The following is a 17,812-nucleotide window of genomic DNA, read 5'->3' as shown; positions in this document are numbered from 1 at the left end:
GGTCTCCTCAAGGGTCTCCTCAGCGGCACACCGCGAGCGCGTCGAGCGCCACCGCGCCCTGGCCCCGGGGCAGCACCATCAGCGGGTTGATGTCCAGTTCGGCGAGGTCGCCGTCCAGCTCGAGGGCCATCCGCTGCACCCGCAGCACGACCTCGACCAGCGCGTCCACGTCCGCCGGCGGAGCTCCCCGTACGCCCTTCAGCAGAGCCTGCCCGCGCAGCTCCCCGAGCATGTCCCTGGCCTGGTCCTCGCCGAACGGCGGCACGCGCACGGCCGCGTCGTTCAGGACCTCCACCAGGACGCCCCCGAGCCCCACCGTGACCGTCGGGCCGAAGAGCGGGTCGCGGGTCACGCCCACCACCATCTCGACCCCGCGCCCCACCAACTGGCAGACCAGGATCCCGTCGAGGTCCACCCCTTCGTAGCGCGCGATGTCGGTGAGCTCCCGGTACGCGTCCCGGACCTGGCTCGCCGAGGTCAAGCCGACCTTCACCAGGCCGAGTTCGGTCTTGTGGGCGAGCTGCGCGCCCGAGGCCTTCATCACCACCGGGTAGCCGACGAGCCCGGCCGCCCGGACCGCCGCCGCCGCGCTCGTCACCAGCTGCTCGCGCGGCACCCGGATCCCGTACGCCCGGAGCAGCTGCTTCGCCGCGTGCTCGCTGAGCTGCCGGCCCGGCCGCATCAGGGCCTGCGCCTTGCGGAAGGACGGGGACGGGGTGCGCGGGGCCTCGTCGAAGGGGGAGCGGTAGGCGGTGGTGAAGCGGTGGTGGTCGAGGTAGGCCTTGACGGCCCCGATGCAGTTGGCGAACGTACGGAAGGTGGCGACGCGCGAGGAGCCGAGCAGGGTCTCCCGGTAGGCCGCCTCCGTTCCGACCGGCGACCCCCACACCACGCACACCAGCTTGTCGGTGGTCTCGGCCGCCTCCACGAGGTCCTGCGCGAGCTTGTCGCTCATGGGCGGGAAGGGGCCGGTGATGGGGCAGATCAGGACGCCGACGGACGGGTCGGCGAGGATCGCGTCGATGATCTTCCGGCCGCGCCAGTCGCCGACCGGGTGGCCGCCGTTGTCGACGGGGTTCGCGACGTTCAGGTACTCCGGTATCCACTGGTGCAGCTCGTCCTGCTTGGCCTCGGGGAGGGTGGGCAGGTGGAGTCCGGCCGCCGTGGCCAGGTCGGAGAAGTGCGCGCCGGTGCCGCCGGAGATCGAGTACACGACGACGCCGTCCGCGACCGGCTTGCGCGCGCGGGCCAACAGGGCGGAGGTGTCCTGGAGTTGGTCGAGCCCGTCGACCCGGATCACGCCGTACTGGCGCATCGCCGCGTCCACGACCTGGTCCGCACCGGTGAGCTTGCCGGTGTGCGACGCGGCCATCCGCGCGCCGGTCTCGGTCCGCCCGACCTTCACGGCGACCACGGGCACGCCCTCGCGGGCCGCGCGGTCGGCGGCGAGGAGGAAGGAGCGGCCGTCCTTGAGCCCCTCGACGTAACAGGCGATGGCCCCCACCTCCGGCCGGGTCGCGAAGTACGAGATGAAGTCGGCGGTCTCCAGATCGGCCTCGTTGCCGGTCGGCGCCCAGTGGGAGAGCCGTATCCCCAGCTCCTGGAGAGTGTGGACGGGCCGTCCCTGGTGGCCCGACTGCGTGATGAGTGCGATCGCGGGCCCGTCGAGGTCGCCCCTGAACCGCTCGAAGGCGTTGAGGTTGGTGTTCGGGCCGAGGAGGCGGATGCCGGAGCGCCGTACGGCGTCGGTGAGACGTTCCTGCGCGGCGGCCCCCGCGTCGCCGGTCTCGGCGAACCCGGAGGCGAAGGCGACCGCGAACCTCACCTTGGCCTCGGCGAGCTCCTCGATCACGGGGAGCGGGTCGGCGACCAGCAGGACGGCGAGGTCGACGGGTTCGGCGAGCTCGCCGACGGACGGTACGCAGTCGATCCCGAACACGGTCGTACGGGTCGGGTGCACCGGTACGAGCCGGGCGCCGACCCGCTCGGCCCAGGCGATCAGCTGCCGCGTGATCCCGGTGTTGGGCCGCCCCTCGGCGTCGGAGGCCCCGACGACGGCGACGGACCCGGGCCGGAAGAACCGGTCGAGGTCCGGCACGGCCGCGTGCAACGGCCGCCCGCTGACGTCCACGTCGCCCTGGACGGCGGTCACGCCGTGCACGACGTGACCGCTCGGCCCGGGGTGCTCGCCGCAGGCGACCACGCGGGCGCGGAGATCGGTGGTGAAGGTGCCGTGAGTCGATCCGAGCATCGTTCCGCTCCACCCTTCCGCCCATCACGATTACCTGACGCTCAGTCAGATTACAGAACTGACGGCAAGTCAGGAATGGTCGGGACGTGAGGATCTCGGGAGAGGAAGCGCTTGTCGCCTTGCGCGCCTTCCTGATCGCCGGCGTCGCCCACCGTGCGGACGCGCCGCCGACGGGCGGGCGCGGGAGGGTGCGGGCGGGCGAGGGTGGACGCGGGAGGGTGCGGGCGGGCGCGGGTGCCACCCCGATCGCCCGCGCCGACTACCCGGCGGACCGGGCGGACGCCTTCCCGATCGCCCGCGCGATCCGCTCCGCGTCGATCGCCATCTCGCGGAGCATCCCGCTGATCGGGTTCGTGAACCCGGTGAAGTAGAGCCCCGGCGCCTCGCGCGGCGTCCGCGCCCCGTGCGCCGTCGGGCGGCCCCGCTCGTCCAGGACGCCGAGGTGGCCGACGAGCGGCTCCAGGGCGCGGCGGTAGCCCGTCGCCGCGATCACCGCGTCCGGGGTGATCGCCGAGCCGTCCGCGAGGACGACCTTGTCGCCGTCGAAGGAGGCGACCGCGCTCACGATCTCCACCTTGCCCTGCCGCACCGCGTCGATCAGGCCCACGTCCTGCACCGGGATCGCCCCCTCGCGCACCCGCGAGTACAGCCCGGTGTCGGGGCGGGGCAGTCCGTGGTCGGAGAGGTCCGGTACGGCGACGCGCGCCATCAGCTCGCCCGCCTTGTCCACCAGGCGTACCGGAAGGCGTCGCACCAGGATGCCGGTGCGCTGGGCGGGCCAGCCTGCCGTCGAGCGGCGCACGATGTGCGGGACCGTGCGCACCGCGAGCCGTACCCGCGCCGCCCCGCCCTCGACGAGGTCGGCCGCGATCTCGGCGCCCGTGTTCCCGGCGCCGACGACGAGGACGTCACGGCCGGCGTACGGGGCGGGGTTGCGGTACGCGCTCGCGTGGGCGAGCTCGCCGCCGTACGAGTCCAGGCCCGGCCACTCGGGCAGGCGCGGGGTGTGGTTGTAGCCGGTGGCGACGACCACGGCCCGCCCGGTCAGCCGGCGCCCGCCGGTCGCGTGCAGGAGCCAGTCCTCGCCGGCCCGCTCGACGCGGTCGACCTCGACGCCGGTCACGATCTCCAGCTCGTGCACGTCGGCGTACTTCTCCAGGTACCGCACGACGTCCGCGCGGGCGACCCAGCGTCCGAAGGAGCGGGGCATCGGGAGGCCCGGGAGCGCGGAGAGCCGGCGGGTCGTGTGCAGCCGCAGCCGGTCGTAGTGCGAGCGCCAGGAGGCGCCGACCGCGTCGGACTTCTCCAGGACGACGGCCCGGACGCCCTGCGCGCGCAGCGAGGCGGCGACGGCGAGCCCGCCGGGCCCGCCCCCGATGACGTATACCGGGTGATCGGGTCTGGATTGGGGGGTGTTGGCCATGAGTGCTCAGCGTAACGAGCTGCTCACTTGTTGGGTCTCGGTCAAGAGGGGGTTCGGTTGCGAAACGGTCACGCCTGGGTGGAATCCATGAAGGCGTGCGGGGGTCTTGCGCGGCCGGAGTCCCATCCGCTGAACTGGCGTCCACAACTGACGTACCGTCAGATTCAACGGAATCGGTCGGATCTCGGGAGGGGCAGGTATCGCCGATGCAGACCGTCTGGCTCACCGGCGCCGAATGGCTCGCCGTCCTCCGCATCGGCCTCGGCCTGTGGTGGCTGGAGAGCTGGCGCCACAAGGACAAGAAGGGCTGGTTCGAGCGCGGCACCGGCATAGCCTGGGCGGCCGACGTCGCCGGGAAGCACCGCTGGCCGTTCGTGAAGCGCGGCTTCGAGTCGATCGTCGCCCCGCGCCCCAAGCTGATGGCGTACGTCGTCGTCTACGCCGAACTCGCCCTGGCCCTCGGCCTGATCTTCGGCTTCCTCACCCCGATCGCCCTGGTCGGCGGCCTGCTCCTCAACCTCCTCTACCTCGTCCTCATGATCCACGACTGGGCCGAGCAGGGGCAGAACGCGATGATGGCGCTGATCTCGCTCGTCGCGCTCTTCGCCCTGTCCTGGCAGACCTGGTCCCTCGACCACGCGATCGGACTCTTCTGATGACGGCCGCCGACCCCGACATCGACGCCTTCACCCGCCCCTACTGGGAGGCCGCGGGCGAAGGCCGCCTGCTGCTCAGGCGCTGCGCCGGCTGCGCCCGGGCGCACCACTACCCGCGCGAGTTCTGCCCGCACTGCTGGAGCGAGGACGTGAGCTGGGAGCCCGCGAGCGGCCGGGCGACGCTCTACACCTGGTCGGTCGTCCACCGCAACGACCTGCCCCCCTTCGGCGCACGCGTCCCGTACGTGGCGGCGGTGGTCGACCTCGCCGAGGGCCCGCGGATGATGACCGAGGTGGTGGGGGTGGCGGAGGGGGGACTCCGGATCGGGATGGCCCTGGAGGTCACGTTCCGTACGGAGGGTGAGACCCGAGTCCCCGTCTTCCGCGCGTCCTCAGAGCGCTGAGATGTTCCGCCAGAGCTGAGCCCGGTCGCCCGAATCGCAGGCGTACGTGGTCAGGAACGGCGGTCCGACGATCATGCACTCCCCGTTGCTCACGTTCATGATCGTCCGGCCGGAGGACGTCGTGGTGTGGATCTTCCACGACTGCTTGCTGGTGCCGTTGCAGGTCTCGACGCCGACGCCGCCGGGGTTCCCGCCCGCCTGGAGGCAGCGCCCGGTCTTCTTGTTGACCAGCCGGAAGGTGCCGTTCGCCCCCGCCGAGTAGGTCCAGGCGTACGAGGCGGTGCCACTGTTGTTGGGCACGGAACCGCACTCGTGGGTGTTGGCGAAGATGCCGTACCCCGGGTTGTACTCGACCACGCACTCGCCGCTCGAGACGTTCTCCAGGGAGTACGTCCCCGAGGGCGTCGAGCCGCCGCCGGAGGGCGGGGGCGCGGGGCGCGTGGTCTTCGGGGCGGACGGGTCGGAGCCCCCGCCGCCCGAGGGGTTGGAGCCGCCGCCCGATGCGGCGCCCCCTCCGCCGTCGCCCGGTACGGTGCCGGTGCCACCCGCCGCCGCGCCGCCGGCCCCACCGCCGGCCGCCGCACCACCGGCGGCGGCACCGGAACCGCCCGGCCCCGACGGCTGCCCCGAGGGCGACCCCGGCGCGGACGACCCCGACGCGGAGGGCGACGTGGAGGAGGACGGGTTCACGTTCGTCGGCGCGGAGTTGCCGGGCGCCGGTTGCGAGGAGGTGGCGGACGGCCCCGCCGCCGAGGAATCGGGCCCGCCGCCCTGCCGGCCGATCTGGTACGGGCCGAGGGCGACGACCAGGGTGGTGCTGGTGGCCACGAAGACGGGGACGGCGAGCATGACGAACCGATTGCGTCGCTCCGGCCGCCGGCCGGCGGCGCTGGGGCCGGTGACGGCCGCCGCGTCGGCGCCCGCGGTCGACGGCTCCTTCGAGTCGCGCTGCACGAGCGCCACGGTCCCGATGTCCTGGACGGAATCGGCGCCCCCGGCCTCCTCGCCGGCTGTGGGGTCCGCGAGTTCGGCGAGCTCCTCGGCCGTGGGCGCGGTCGCGGCGAACGCGTCCCGTGCCTCGACGGGCGCCATGACGGCGGCCGGCCAGGGGGTGTCGTCGGCGTAGTCCTCCGTCAGCTCGACGACCTCGGCGGCGGTCGGCCGGGCGGCGGGGTCCTTGGCGAGGCAGGAGCGGACGAGGTGGGCCAGGGCGGGGGCGGTCTCCGCGAGCCGCCCGAAGTCGGGGTCCGCGTGGACGACGCGGTAGAGCATGCCGGGCCCGGAGCCGTCGCCGAAGGGAGGGCGGCCGGTCGCCGCGTACAGCAGCAGGCTGCCGAGGGCGAAGACGTCCGCCTGACCGGTCAACTGGGGGTCGGCGACCGCCTGTTCGGGGGCCATGTACGCGGGCGTTCCGATGACCATGCCGGTCCTGGTGAGGCGGCTCTGGTCCGCCGCGCGCGCGACGCCGAAGTCGATGAGCGAGAGACCGTCGGAGGTGAGCATCACGTTGGACGGCTTGAGGTCCCGGTGCACCATGTCGGCGGCGTGCACCGCCCGCAGCCCGGCCGCGGCCTCCCGCAGCAGCCGCCACAGAGCCTCGGTGGGCAGCGGCCCGCCGTTCAGCCTGAGGGCTTCGTTGAGGGTGACGCCGGGGATGTACTCGGTCGCGAACCACGGCGGCTTCGCCGTCCGGTCGCTCGCGAGCAGCCGCACACTGGCCCCGCCGGGCAGCCGGGCCAGGTTGTCGAGCTCGTGCCCGAAGTGGTTGAGGAAGTCGGCGTCCTCGGCGAGCACGGGCAGGACGCGCTTGACCGCCGCGAACTTCCCGGGCACGGCGCCGAGATAGACCCGCCCCATGCCTCCGGAGCCGAGTACGCCGAGTAGCTTGAAGGCGCCGATCTGCCGGGGGTCCCCCGGTTCGAGCGGTATGGCGCCGCTGCCGTCCAAGCGCGCGTTGAAGTCTGCATCCCCCTGCATGATCAACAGGATAGCGAGGCTATCCTGCGCTCCGCACCACTCTTCAAGTCACAGAATCGTACGGATAGTTGGCGTGGGGCGGGCGCTTTCGGAGCGAACTTCCCGGGGAACGCCCGATGCCCGGACTCGCGAGGAGCGCCGGGCACCGGGGTGGGGCGTCGGAGCGGGGGTGCCGGTCAGAAGACGGTGGCGTTCCCCCAGTCGACGGGGTCCCAGGACGCGGAACGCGGGCGGAAGGGAGCGCGCCAGTCACCTGTGCTCTCGTAGACGTACAGCTGCCCCTTCGGGTCCGTCGTCATCGGGTTCTTGTCGTCCACCCCGGGGACGTACGCGATCAGGTCGGGACGCCCGTCCCGCGTGGCGTCGCCGACCCCGACGACCTGCTTGTACGCGTTCCAGCCGCCGCCGATCCTCGCGCGCGACGCGAACGTGCCGTCGCCCTTGCCGAGGTAGAGCCAGAGGACACCGGCCGCGTCACGGGCGACGAGGTCGCCCGCCGGAGCGCCGGCGATGTTCCCCACGGCGGCGATCTGGTTGTAGATCCCCCAGCCGCCGCCGACCTTCTTGCGGGGCCCGAGCGGTGCGCTGACGTTGCCGGTGCCCGGGTAGAGCCACAGGTCGCCCGCCTTGTCGGTGGCCAGCAGATCGGGCTTGCCGTCACCGGTCAGCTCGCTGCCGCCGACGATCTTGTCGTAGATGCCCCAGCCGGTGCCGATCTTCACGCGAGGCAGGAAGTTGGGGTATCTCTTGTCGTTCTTCGGGTAGAGCCAGAGCCCGCCACTCCTGTCCCGGGCCACGAGGTCGGCGTCCGGCGAGCCGCCCAGGTTGCCGGGGGCGACGACCCGGTCGTAGATGTTCCAGCCGGTACCGCCTTCTGTCGGGTACCCGGGCCAGCCGACGGGCCATGTGCTCCCGTCACGGTAGTCGCTGTCGTACATGACCAGATCGCCGTCGGCGTCGACGGCTGCCAGGTCGGGCGAACCGTTGTTGGTGAAGTCGTGCGGGGCGGGCTTACGGACCACCGTGAGCTTGCCGGTCACCTCCACCACGGGGCCGACGCCGTCGGCCGGGGTGGCGCGCATGACCCATTCGTAGTCGCCGTTGTACGCGGCGCCCCGGGAGGTGGCCTCCCCGTACCCGTCGTCACGGCTTCCGTCCCAGGTGAGGCCGACGGTTCCAGGGCCGGTGAAGCCGTCCTTGACGGTCGTCCACGACCTCCACTCGAACATCATCTGGCCGAGGGATCCAGGCCGGGCAAGTTCGAAGTAGAGGTGGACGTTGCGCCGGTTCAGCTTCATTTCCAGCGGGACGATGCCACGGTTCTGGTCGAGGTCGATGACGTCGGGGATGCTCTCACCGAGCAGCGTGAGCCCGGTCTCCTCGCCGGTGCTCGCCACCAGCTCCGTGGTGGGGGCGCCGCCGCTGCCCGCGGTGACGCGGTAGAGGCCCTCGCCGTCCGCCACCGAGCCGCCGCGCACCAGCAGGCTGCCGTCGGGCGCGGTCGTGACGCTCGTGACGTGGTCCAGCAGCACTTTCTCGGCTCCGGACGCCACGGGCCGCGCGGTGAACGGGATCCGGCGGTCGTACGGGTCGGTGGCATCCTCGCCGTACGTCACCCAGCCTCCGACCAGGCCGACCTTGAGGCCGTCCGCCGGGCCCACGAGGTAACGCTTCTCCTCGCCGGTCTTCCGGTCGGTGACGACCACTTCTCGGGGCTGCGTCGCGTCCATGTTGTGCTCCACCCACGCCAGGTGGGTGGGCGAGAGGGCGGCGGACGCCTCCCAGGGGATCGGCCTGGTCTTCTCGTAGGTGTCGGTGACGGCGCCCGTGGCGAGATCCACCACGGCGACGAAGACCTTCTTCCAGCCCACCTCCGGGCCGATGGTGTACGTCAGCAGCGCGCTGCCCGGCAGCGCGGACGACAGCGTGAACCCGTCGGCCTCGGCGGGCAGACCGGTGACCGTGCGGTTGGAGACCGTGCCGTCGGCGGAGCCGAGGAGGTGGACCTCCTTGACGCCCTTCTCGTTCACGGTCGTCGCAAGCAGCGTCGAACCGACCGCGCCGAACTCGCTGTAGGTGCCCCCCAGCCCCTTCAGGTCGATCTCGACGGGCGTCGCGCTCGTGGACATGTCCTGGAGCTTGACGACATCACCGGTACGGGTCGCGACCACGTCCGAGACGGCGCCGAGCGTGGCGCCCTTCGACACGAGGGTCGACCTGCCGTCCGCGTAACGCGTCCAGCGGTACCCGTCGGCCTTCTTGCTCAGAAAGCCGGTGGTCCCCGCACCGGCGATCTCGGAGCCGGCCGGGAACGGCACGACGGCCTGTTCCCGTGCGGCCGCCGCGGTCGCCGCCGGACCGGCGGCCGGTGATGCGACGGCCGGAACGGCCGGCATGCCGACGGTGACGGCCAGCACGGCGGTGATCGCCGCGCCGAGCCGCCGACGGTTCGTACGACGTGCGTGGGTCAAGATGTGTTCCTCCCCCAGAGGTACCGGGCGCAGACTGCGCCCACGCCCGGTTCGACCGCCGAGGATGCCGTTCGGTTGTACGGGAAACGACATCCCGGTGACGGGGAGGTGCCGCCGCCCGCTAGCCCCGGTACGCGAACCCGACGAACGCCGCCCAGGCACCGGGGGCGACGGCGAGCTGGGGGCCGTGGGGGTTCTTGGAGTCGCGGACGTGGCTCTCGGCCACGCGCCGGGGCGCACGTCTCGCGCGGTTACTCGCCGTGCAGCAGCTCCACGACGACGCGGCCGAACTGGTCGTCGCCGAGCTCGCCACCAACGCCGTCCGCCATGGCCGGGTGCCCGGTCGGGACTTCGAGGTGCGGATGGCGCGGGATGACGACCACGTACGGATCGAGCTGTCCGACGCCCGGGGCGAGCGGCGGCCCTCGCCGGTCCGTAGACCCGACGAGGGCGGATACGGGCTGTTGCTCGTATCCGCCCTCACCAGTGCCTGGGGCGTCAAGGACCGCTGCGTCGGCAAGACGGTCTGGGCGACCGTGCCGACGTCACCGACGTCACGTCAGAACAGGGTGAGGGAACCCTCGCCCAGTCCCGGGTTGTAGTTCGAGTCACGAGGCTTGAACGGTGCACGCCATTCTCCCGTGCTCTGGTAGATGTACAGGCTCCTGGCGTAGTCGCCGCTCGTAGCGTTGTAGGCGACCAGGTCCGGTCGGCCGTCGTTGTTCGTGTCGCCGATTCCGGCGACGTGGGTGTACTGGTTCCAGCCTCCGCCGATCTTCGTACGGGCTGCGAAGGTTCCGTCCCCCTTGCCGAGGTAGAGCCAGAGGACGCCGTCCTTGTCGCGGGCGACGAGGTCACCCGCCGGAGCGCCGGCGATGTTGCCCACGGCGGTGAGTTGGTTGTAGATCCCCCAGCCTCCGCCGACCTTCTTGCGCGGCGCGAAGGGCGCGCTCGCGTCCCCCGTGGCCTTGTAGAACCACAGGGCACCGGTCTTGTCGGCGGCGACCAGGTCGGGGCGGCCGTCGCCGGTCAGGTCGCTGCCGCCGGTGATCTTGTCGTACGTCTCCCAGCCGCCGCCGATCTTCGTGCGGGGCGCCAGACCCTTGCCGTTGCCCGTGTGGAGCCACAGAGTGCCTGTCCGGTCCCGGCCGAGGACGTCGGCGTGGACGGAGCCGGCGATGTTCCCCGGTGCCGTGACCCGGTCGTATGTGTTCCACCCGGTACCGATTGTCGCCGGTTCCGGATCGCGGAGCATGGCTCCATCGTTCAGGATCTGCCCGCCTTCGTAGGTGAGCAGGCGTCCCGTGCCCTCGCGTACGAGCAGGTCGGGGGAGCCGTTGTCGTTGAAGTCGTGCGGCTTCGGGGTGCGGACCAGCGTGAACGTGCCGGATCGCTCGATCGCAGGCCCGATGCCGTTGGCGGGTTGCGCCCGCATCCGCCAGGTGTACTCACCGTTGTAGGCAGCGGTTTGGTTGGTGAGCCACCCGTTCCAGGCGAGCACGAAGGGCTCGTCGTTCGCGCGCGGCTGGTTGGAGGCGCTCCCCTTCTGCCCGGAGGCGATGTGCTCCACCGTCAGGCTCACGTAGGCATTGTGGTGGCTGAAGGTCCAGGTCGGCTGCAGGGCGCGGGTGCGATCGAAGTCGATCACGCCACTTGGGAGGTCGGCCTCGTCCTTCAGCGTGAGGACCGTCTGCTCACCGGTGCTTGCCACGAGCTCGGCGACCGGGGGGCCTCCGTCCTGGCCGGGGGCGATCCGGTAGAAACCCTCGCCCTGGGCGACCGTGCCGCCCCGCACGAGCTGCCCCCCGTCGGGCGTGGTGGTGGAGGACGTCAGGTGGTCCAGGAGGCGGACGGTTTCCCCGGTTTCCAGGGAACGAGCGGTCAGCGCGAAGAGAGGATCGCTGAAGTTGGCGGTGAGGCCCCCCGGCTGCCCGTACGTCACCCAGTCGCCCAGCAGCTCGATCCGGAGGCGTTGTCCGTAGCCGAGGGGGATGCGCTCGGACTCGGCGGCCCCCCGCCGGGCCACCGCGAGGGTGAGGGCGTTCGTGGTCGGCTTCTCGACCCAGGCAAGGTGGGTTGCCGACGAGGTGGTGTCGGAGAGCCAGTCGACCGTGAGCACGTCGCGGTCCTCGACGATCGTGCCGGTGGCGATGTCCACCATGGCCACTCGGTTCTTGTGCACCCCCGCCACGGTTCCCGAGTACAGGACGATCACCGTGTCGGCGGACGCCTGGTCGAGACGGTGGATCACGGTGTTCGCGGGCAGCCCGGGAACCTTGCGGTCGATGATGGTGTCGTCCGCCCTGCCGACCAGGTGGATGTCTTTGCCGCCGGTCGCGTTGGCGGCCGTCATGACGAGGGTGGACCCCGCCACCCTGCCGAGCTGGTAGGACTCCCGGGGGCCACTGGCGTCGATCTGGATCGGGTCGGCGCCCGTCGCCATGTCGTACAGCTTGTAGGTACGTCCCTCCGTCTTGACGACGAAGTCTGTTTGGACACTGCCGGTGTAGGAGCCCTCGGGCAGCACCGTCGTGACGCCGTCCGCGTACCGCGTCCATCGGTGCACCGTGCCCGTGGCGCCGGTTTCGGAGCTCAGGAAGCCGTGCCGGCCGGAGGTGACGACGGAGGCCGCTCCGCTCGGGAACGAGATGACGCCGTCCTCCGCCGCAGTAGCGGTCGCCGTCGTGCCGGCGTCGGGCAGGGGTGTCGTCGCCATGGCCGGAGTGGCCAGACCCGCTGCCGTGACGGCGAGTACGGCCGTGACGGCGGCGGCGAGACGTCGACGGGGCGTACGAACGTGGATCAAAGGGGTCCCTCCCCCAGAAAGTACAGGTGCGGCGGTGATCCGCCGTTGCGGGTGGGACCCGTGAGGTGGGTGAAGGGTTGTACCGGAAGTGGAGATTCCAGTGGGGGTCGGTCGGGCCGACCGCGCACCGGCAGTGGAGATTCCGGTGGGGGTTGGTCGGTCGGGCCGACCGCGCGAGGATTCGTCGGTCTTCGCGTGGCCGGCCCGAGCCGTTCGTCGTCCTGCTGGAACACCGTCCTGCCGGACGACCGGGTTCCTGGAACAAGGTGTTGCTAGAACACCGTGTGGTTGAACCGGTGGGCGTTCACGTTCACCGAGTTGGCGACGCGCGGACCGAACGGGGTGCTCGCGCTGCCCGTGCCCGGGTAGAGGAACGAGCCGCCCGCGCCGACGGCGTAGAGGTCGGCGCGGCCGTCGCGGTCGGCGTCGCCGACGCCGACGAGCTGGGTGAACGTGTTCCAGCCCGCGCCGAGCCGCACCCGCGTGGAGAACGCGCCGGGGCCGGAGCCCTGGTACAGCCAGAGGACGCCGGCCTTGTCGCGGGCCACGAGGTCGCCCCGGGCCGAACCGGCGACGTCGCCGGTGGCGGTGATCTGGTTGTAGATGTCCCAGCCGCCGCCGACCTTGGTGCGGCCGCCGAAGGGCGCGCCCGCGTTCCCCGTGCCCTTGTAGAACCACAGGGCGCCGGTGGTGTCGATGCCGAGCAGGTCGGACTTCCCGTCCCCGTCGAGGTCGCTGCCGCCGGTGAGGTGGGTGTACGTGTTCCAGCCCCCGCCGATCTTCGTACGGGGGGTGAAGGCGCCGTCGCCCTTGCCCTGGTACAGCCAGAGGACACCGGCCGCGTCGCGGGCGACCAGGTCGGCCGCGCCGGCTCCGGCGATGTTGCCGACGGCCTCCAGCTGGTTGTAGATCTGCCAGCCGCCGCCGAGCCGTACCCGCTCGGTCGAGTACATCTCCGACGAGGACGCCACCTTGGCGGTGTCGTCGCGCCACAGCACGCCCGAGGCGTCGCGGGACAGCAGGTCCGGGGTGCTGTTGTCGGTGTAGTCGTGCGCGCCCGCCTTGCGGGTGACCTTGAACGTGCCGGTCTCCTTGAGGTCCGGGCCGACGCCGTTGCGCGGGGTGGCGGTGAGCTCCCAGGTGTAGTCGCCGCTGGGTGCGAACGCGCCGCGGTCGTCCTCGGTTTCGACCATCCCGTCCCAGTCCATGGTGACGGGGAGGTCGCCGAGGTTCGTCCCGCCGTCGAAGTCGAGCCGCGCGGTCCGGCCCGTGCCGACATGGCGCAGGGTCACGGACCCCTTGGCGTTGGTCCGGGACAGCGTCCAGCCGAGCGTCGCGCGGCCGAGGTTCTGGTCGAGGTCGACGACCGCCGGAACGTCCTTGCCGACCACCGCGAGCGCGGTGGGCCGACCGGTGCTCGCGACGAGCGTGGCGGCGGGCTTCCCGTCCGCCCCGAGCGCCACCCGGTAGACCCCCTCGCCCCGGGCGACCGTGCCGCCGCGCACGAGCAGGCTGCCGTCCGGAGCGGAGACGGAGGAGGTGGCGTGGTCGAGCAGCTCGACCTTGGTCCCGTCGGTGACGTGGAACGCGGTCAGGGCGTGGTGCGGGCTCGGTTCGACGGTGATGTCACCGCCCGGCAGGGCGTACGTCAGCCAGTCGGCGCCGAGAACGCCGAGATGGGTTCGCCCGCCCGCGCCCAGGTCGACGGCCTCTGTGGCCGGGGCACTGCCGTTCCCACCGCGATCGGCGTACATCAGCTTGGCGGTCATGGTGGTCGGGCTCTCGATCCAGGCCCATCGAGGACCGGACGCGGCGAAGTCCACGGAGTGCACGGCGTTGCCCGTCACCCGATCGTCGACGACCGCGGCGGTCGCGACGTCCACGACGGCGAGGTGCTGCACGACGGTCCCGGCGTCGTTCGTCGTGTAGCGGACGAGCAGGGTGGAGGCCGACGCGGCCTCCACCCTGAGCACCCGGGCGTTCTCCGGAAGACCCGTCACCCGCCGGTCGTGGCCCTCCTGGTTGCCCTCGCCGACGAGGCGGAGCACGCCCGTACGGGAGGCCTCGTCGAAGGAGGAGAAGACCAGGGTCCTGCCGACCACACCCCGCCACAGGAGGCGGCTGTCCGGCTGCTCGACGACCACGGGAGCGTCGCCCGGCGACGACATGTCGTGCAGCAGGTAGCGGGTCTTGAGGGGCTCCTTCGCCACGACCGTGTCGGACCCCCCGGCGCGGTACCCGTCGGTGCTCTGCCGCGGCAGCTCCGTGGTGACGCCGGTCGTGGTGCTCGTCCAGTGGTGGACGACCGTGCCGTCGGCCCTGCGCTCGGAGGAGAGGAACCCGGTCGGACCGGCTCCGAGGATCTCGTACGTCCGAGGGATGGCGAGGACACCGTCCGTGGCATCGGCGGGTGCGGCAACACCCGCCGGGGCGACACCCGCCGGGGCGACACCCGTCGGGGCAACACCCGCCGGGGCGACACCCGTCGGGGCCACGGCCGGAGCCGCGGCGGTCGCGGGCGCCGCCACCATGGCCGTACCGGCGGTGAGGGCGAGGACGACGGTCACGGCAGCGGCGAGCCGGCGGCGCGGCACTCGATTGTGGATCACGACGGAAGTCCCCCAGAGTCACCGGGCGCACCATGCGCCACACCCGGTGAGACTCTTGATCGCGGGGGAGGGTTGTACGTCTGTTCGGCCGGGGTCACGCCAGGTGGTTGTACCGCGGGGCGGCGTCGGCCACGTTCGCGTACGCGCGCCCGGTGAAGGGTGCCCGCCAGTCGCCGGTGCCCTTGTACAGGAACGCGCCGTCGGCGCCGTACGCGTGAGGGACAAGACGCGTTCCTTGAGTGGGCGGCCAGGCGTCACGCCATGCCCGGCCGCATCGGTGGGTGTGGGTCAGGAGACAGTGGGGCTCTGCGTCAATGCGCCGTCCACGGCGGTCACTTCCCGCCCCCGGAAGGGGGCGCTCCAGCTGCCGGTGCCCTTGTAGAGGTATCCGGTGCCGATGCTGTAGAGGTCGCCCGGGGTGTACGCGTACAGGTCGTTGCGGCCGTCGCGGTTCGCGTCGCCGACGCCGACGAGGTGGCTGTACGTGTTCCAGCCGCCGCCGATCTTCGTGCGAGCGGTGAAGGTGCCGTCGCCCTTGCCGAGGTAGCTCCAGAGGACGCCGTTCCTGTCGCGGGCGACAAGATCCCCGGCCGGGGCGCCGGCGAAGTTGCCGACGGCCGTGATCTGGTTGTAGATGCTCCAGCCTTGGCCGACCTTCACCCGGGCGGAGTACGGCGCGCGCCAGTCACCGGTGCCCTTGTAGAGGTAGAGCCCGCCGGCGGTGTCGGTGGCGAGAAGGTCGGCCTTCCCGTCGTTGTTCAGGTCGGAGCCGGCGGTGATCTTGTCGTAGATCTGCCAGCCGGAGCCGACCCTCGTACGGGTGGCGAAGGTGCCATCGCCCTTGCCGAGGTAGAGCCAGAGGACTCCGGCCTTGTCGCGGGCGACGAGGTCCCCGGCGGGGGCACCGGCGACGTTGCCCGCGGCCTCGATCTGGTCGTAGATGTTCCAGCCCGAGCCGATGACCTTCTTCTCCGCCTCCAGCAGCTGGCCGGTGATGTTGACGCCCGGGGCGTAGTAGCTGTCGACGCGGATCAGCCGGCCCGACGCGTCCCGCAGGAGGACGTCCGGCGAGCCGTTGTCGTCGTAGTCGTGCGGTGCGGGCTTCCGGACGACCTTGAAGGTGCCGGAAGCGGTCAGGTCCGGGCCGATGCCGTTGAGCGGCTTGGCACTGAGCTGCCAGGTGTAGTCGCCGTTGTAGGCGCTGCGCCAGTCGAGGGCGCCGTCCCAGTCGAACCCGTACGACGGCGAGTCCGGCTCGTCGTAGAGGTACGCGACGCTCGCCTTCCCGGTCCGGGTGTGGCGCAGCGTGACCTGCACCTCGGCGTGGCCCCGGGAGAGGTTCCAAGCGAGCGGAACCCGGCCGCCGTTGGCGTCGAGGTCGATCGTGCTCGGGACGTTGTGGCTGAGGAGCGCGAGCCTGGTCGGTTCGCCGGTGCTCGCCACGAGGGTCGCGGTCGGGACGCCGTCGGAGCCGGGCGCGATCCGGTAGACGCCTTCGCCCTGGGCGATCGTTCCGCCGCGCACGGCCTGCGTGCCGTCGGGCGCGGCGGCGGCCGACGTCAGGTGGTCGAGGAGCTTGACGGTGGTCTTCCCGTCGCCGAGGCTCCGGGCGGTCAGCGCGTTGGTGGGGCCAGGGGCGCCGTTCGCGAGCGCGCCCCGCTCTCCGTACGTCACCCAGTCGCCGACCAGGCCCACCTCGATGTTGCCCGCCCACCCGTCGTCGAGGGGGAAGCGCTGGTCCAGGCCAGTGGAGCGGGCGAGGACGACCACCACCGCCCGGTCCGTGGGGGTGGTCTCTACCCAGGCCACGTGCGTCGCGGAGACGGCGATGTCCCCGTTCGCGGCCGCCGAGGGGAGGGCGTAGGTCTCCGTCACCACGCCGGTGGACACGTCGACGAGGCCCAGGAACCGCTTGGCCTCCGCCCCCGTGCCGGTGGAGTAGGTCAGCAGGCCGTGGTCGGGGGTGCCGGCCCTGACGGACATGCCCGCCGCCCCGGCGGGGAGGCCCGTCACCAGGGTCTGTCCGGCGGACCGGTGCATGTGGAGGTCTCTGCCCCCGGTCGCGTTCTGCGAGGTGGTGAAGAGGGCCTCGCCGGCCGCACCGACGTACTGGGCGAGCGTCTCGCGCGGGCCGAGGAACACGCGCGTGACTTCCCGGCCGGTGGAGATGTCCAGGAGTTTCGCGTCGGAGCCCACCCGCGTGCCCACGAGGTTTCCCGATCCGGTGCCCTGGAGGGGGTCGCTCGACGACAGGCTCTGCGGAGCGGATCCGTCCACCGGTACCCAGCGTCGCTCGACGAGCGTGCCCTCCTTGGGGAAGTTGGAGGTCAGGAAGCCCGAGGAGGTGGCCCCGAAGATCTTGTCGCCGCGCGGGAACGCGATGACGTCCTGCGCGTCCGTCCTGCCCACCGTCGTGCCTTCGGTGGCAGGGGTGGCGGTCGCCGGACCGGTGAAGGCGGTCGCGCCGACGGTCACGGCCAGAACGGTGGTGACGGCCGCGACCAGCCGGCGACGGGCGGAGGGGCGTGCGTGCATCAAGGTGTGATTCTCCTCGGAGTCCGACCAGGCGCGGTGGGCCGCGTGACGGGTGGGACTGATGAGGAGGAGGAAAGGTTGTAGGCACCCTCAGAGTCTTCGGGCGCGCTCAGAGTCGGAGTGCACGGTGATCGGCTCGCGCCCGGAACGGGGCAGGCGTCACGTCACACCCCCGCCCCCCGCTCCACCAACCCCCGTACGTACGCCGCCTGCCCCGCGTGCTGGTTGTCCTCCGCGATCACGCTCACCAGGCGGACGCCGAGGGTGACCGGTGGGTCCCAGGCGTCGTCCACGACGCGGTCGAGGTCCGTGTCGGTCAGGGTGGCGAGGTGGTCCAGGCTTCGGGTGTGCACGGCGTCGTAGTAGCCGAGCAGGAGGTCCGCCGGGGCGCGGACGGCGGCGACCTGGGTGCTGGAGTGGCCGTAGCCGGTGGCGCGGGCGGAGAAGGGGAGCCCGAAGCGGGTCTTCCAGCCGTCGGCCGTCCAGACCTGCTCGGTCTCGAACACGCCCGCGATGTGGTCGTCCTGGATCCGGGTGAGGTGCCAGACCAGCCAGGCGATCGAGTTCGCGTCCTCGTCGACCCTGGCCGCCAACTCCTCCTCCGACAGCCCCTCGACGGCCCCGTGCACGGCCTCCTGGACGCGACCGAACGCGTCCACGAGCAGGTCGGCGCTTCTCAT

General features: G+C 72.0%; 11 protein-coding genes and 1 pseudogene. 3 read left to right on the top strand and 9 right to left on the bottom strand.

The annotated features are described in order from the left end of the window. Positions 1-19: 19 nt before the first annotated feature. Both AB0F56_RS11625 and AB0F56_RS11620 read right to left on the bottom strand, forming a co-directional pair. A complete protein-coding gene (locus AB0F56_RS11625; RefSeq protein WP_362007108.1) occupies positions 20-2,251 on the bottom strand; it encodes an acetate--CoA ligase family protein in 2,232 nt (743 codons plus the stop codon). A 259-nt stretch (positions 2,252-2,510) separates the two neighbouring features. Further along, positions 2,511-3,674, bottom strand: a complete 1,164-nt coding sequence (locus AB0F56_RS11620) for an NAD(P)/FAD-dependent oxidoreductase (protein ID WP_362007106.1) — start codon at positions 3,672-3,674, stop codon at positions 2,511-2,513. 206 nt (positions 3,675-3,880) lie between these two features. Here AB0F56_RS11620 and AB0F56_RS11615 point away from each other — a divergent pair, with 206 nt between their 5' ends. Together AB0F56_RS11615 and AB0F56_RS11610 are read left to right on the top strand one after the other, a co-directional pair. Then, a complete protein-coding gene (locus AB0F56_RS11615) occupies positions 3,881-4,330 on the top strand; it encodes a DoxX family membrane protein (protein ID WP_362007105.1) in 450 nt (149 codons plus the stop codon). Further along, positions 4,330-4,734 carry a Zn-ribbon domain-containing OB-fold protein gene (locus tag AB0F56_RS11610; RefSeq protein WP_362007103.1) on the top strand — a complete coding sequence of 135 codons (405 nt, stop codon included), beginning with the start codon at positions 4,330-4,332 and terminating at the stop codon, positions 4,732-4,734. The genes AB0F56_RS11615 and AB0F56_RS11610 overlap by 1 nt, the downstream gene beginning before the upstream one ends. Here the strand turns inward: AB0F56_RS11610 and AB0F56_RS11605 are convergent. The 3 genes and pseudogenes from AB0F56_RS11605 to AB0F56_RS11595 form a co-directional block, all read right to left on the bottom strand. After that, positions 4,723-6,711: a protein kinase gene (locus AB0F56_RS11605; protein ID WP_362007102.1), complete on the bottom strand. Its 1,989-nt coding sequence runs from the start codon at positions 6,709-6,711 to the stop codon at positions 4,723-4,725. The two genes, AB0F56_RS11610 and AB0F56_RS11605, sit on opposite strands and share 12 nt — an antisense overlap. A gap of 176 nt (positions 6,712-6,887) precedes the next feature. Then, the gene (locus tag AB0F56_RS11600; protein ID WP_362007100.1) at positions 6,888-9,182 is read right to left on the bottom strand and encodes a VCBS repeat-containing protein; all 2,295 of its coding nucleotides are present in this window, start codon (positions 9,180-9,182) and stop codon (positions 6,888-6,890) included. A 121-nt stretch (positions 9,183-9,303) separates the two neighbouring features. Next, positions 9,304-9,396, bottom strand: a pseudogene (locus AB0F56_RS11595) (DUF397 domain-containing protein); the annotation flags it as partial. 46 nt (positions 9,397-9,442) lie between these two features. On the opposite strand from AB0F56_RS11595, the gene AB0F56_RS11590 reads away from it, so the two are divergent. Beyond that, the gene (locus AB0F56_RS11590; RefSeq protein ID WP_362007097.1) at positions 9,443-9,784 is read left to right on the top strand and encodes an ATP-binding protein; all 342 of its coding nucleotides are present in this window, start codon (positions 9,443-9,445) and stop codon (positions 9,782-9,784) included. Here the strand turns inward: AB0F56_RS11590 and AB0F56_RS11585 are convergent. The 4 genes from AB0F56_RS11585 to AB0F56_RS11570 all read right to left on the bottom strand — a co-directional run bounded on the left by AB0F56_RS11585 (position 9,742) and on the right by AB0F56_RS11570 (position 17,812). Continuing rightward, on the bottom strand, positions 9,742-11,988 hold the full coding sequence (locus tag AB0F56_RS11585) for a VCBS repeat-containing protein (protein WP_362007094.1): 2,247 nt from the start codon (positions 11,986-11,988) through the stop codon (positions 9,742-9,744). The genes AB0F56_RS11590 and AB0F56_RS11585 overlap by 43 nt on opposite strands. 272 nt (positions 11,989-12,260) lie before the next feature. Next, entirely contained in the window at positions 12,261-14,597 is a 2,337-nt protein-coding gene (locus AB0F56_RS11580; protein ID WP_362007092.1) for a VCBS repeat-containing protein, read from the bottom strand. 288 nt (positions 14,598-14,885) lie between these two features. Then, positions 14,886-17,132: a VCBS repeat-containing protein gene (locus AB0F56_RS11575; RefSeq protein WP_362007089.1), complete on the bottom strand. Its 2,247-nt coding sequence runs from the start codon at positions 17,130-17,132 to the stop codon at positions 14,886-14,888. Positions 17,133-17,296: 164 nt separating this feature from the next. Next, positions 17,297-17,812: a DUF664 domain-containing protein gene (locus AB0F56_RS11570; protein ID WP_362007086.1), complete on the bottom strand. Its 516-nt coding sequence runs from the start codon at positions 17,810-17,812 to the stop codon at positions 17,297-17,299.

It is taken from the genome of Streptomyces sp. NPDC026092 (genome assembly GCF_040638605.1).
GTDB lineage: Bacteria > Actinomycetota > Actinomycetes > Streptomycetales > Streptomycetaceae > Streptomyces.
This window is presented reverse-complemented; position numbering and strand designations above follow the sequence as displayed.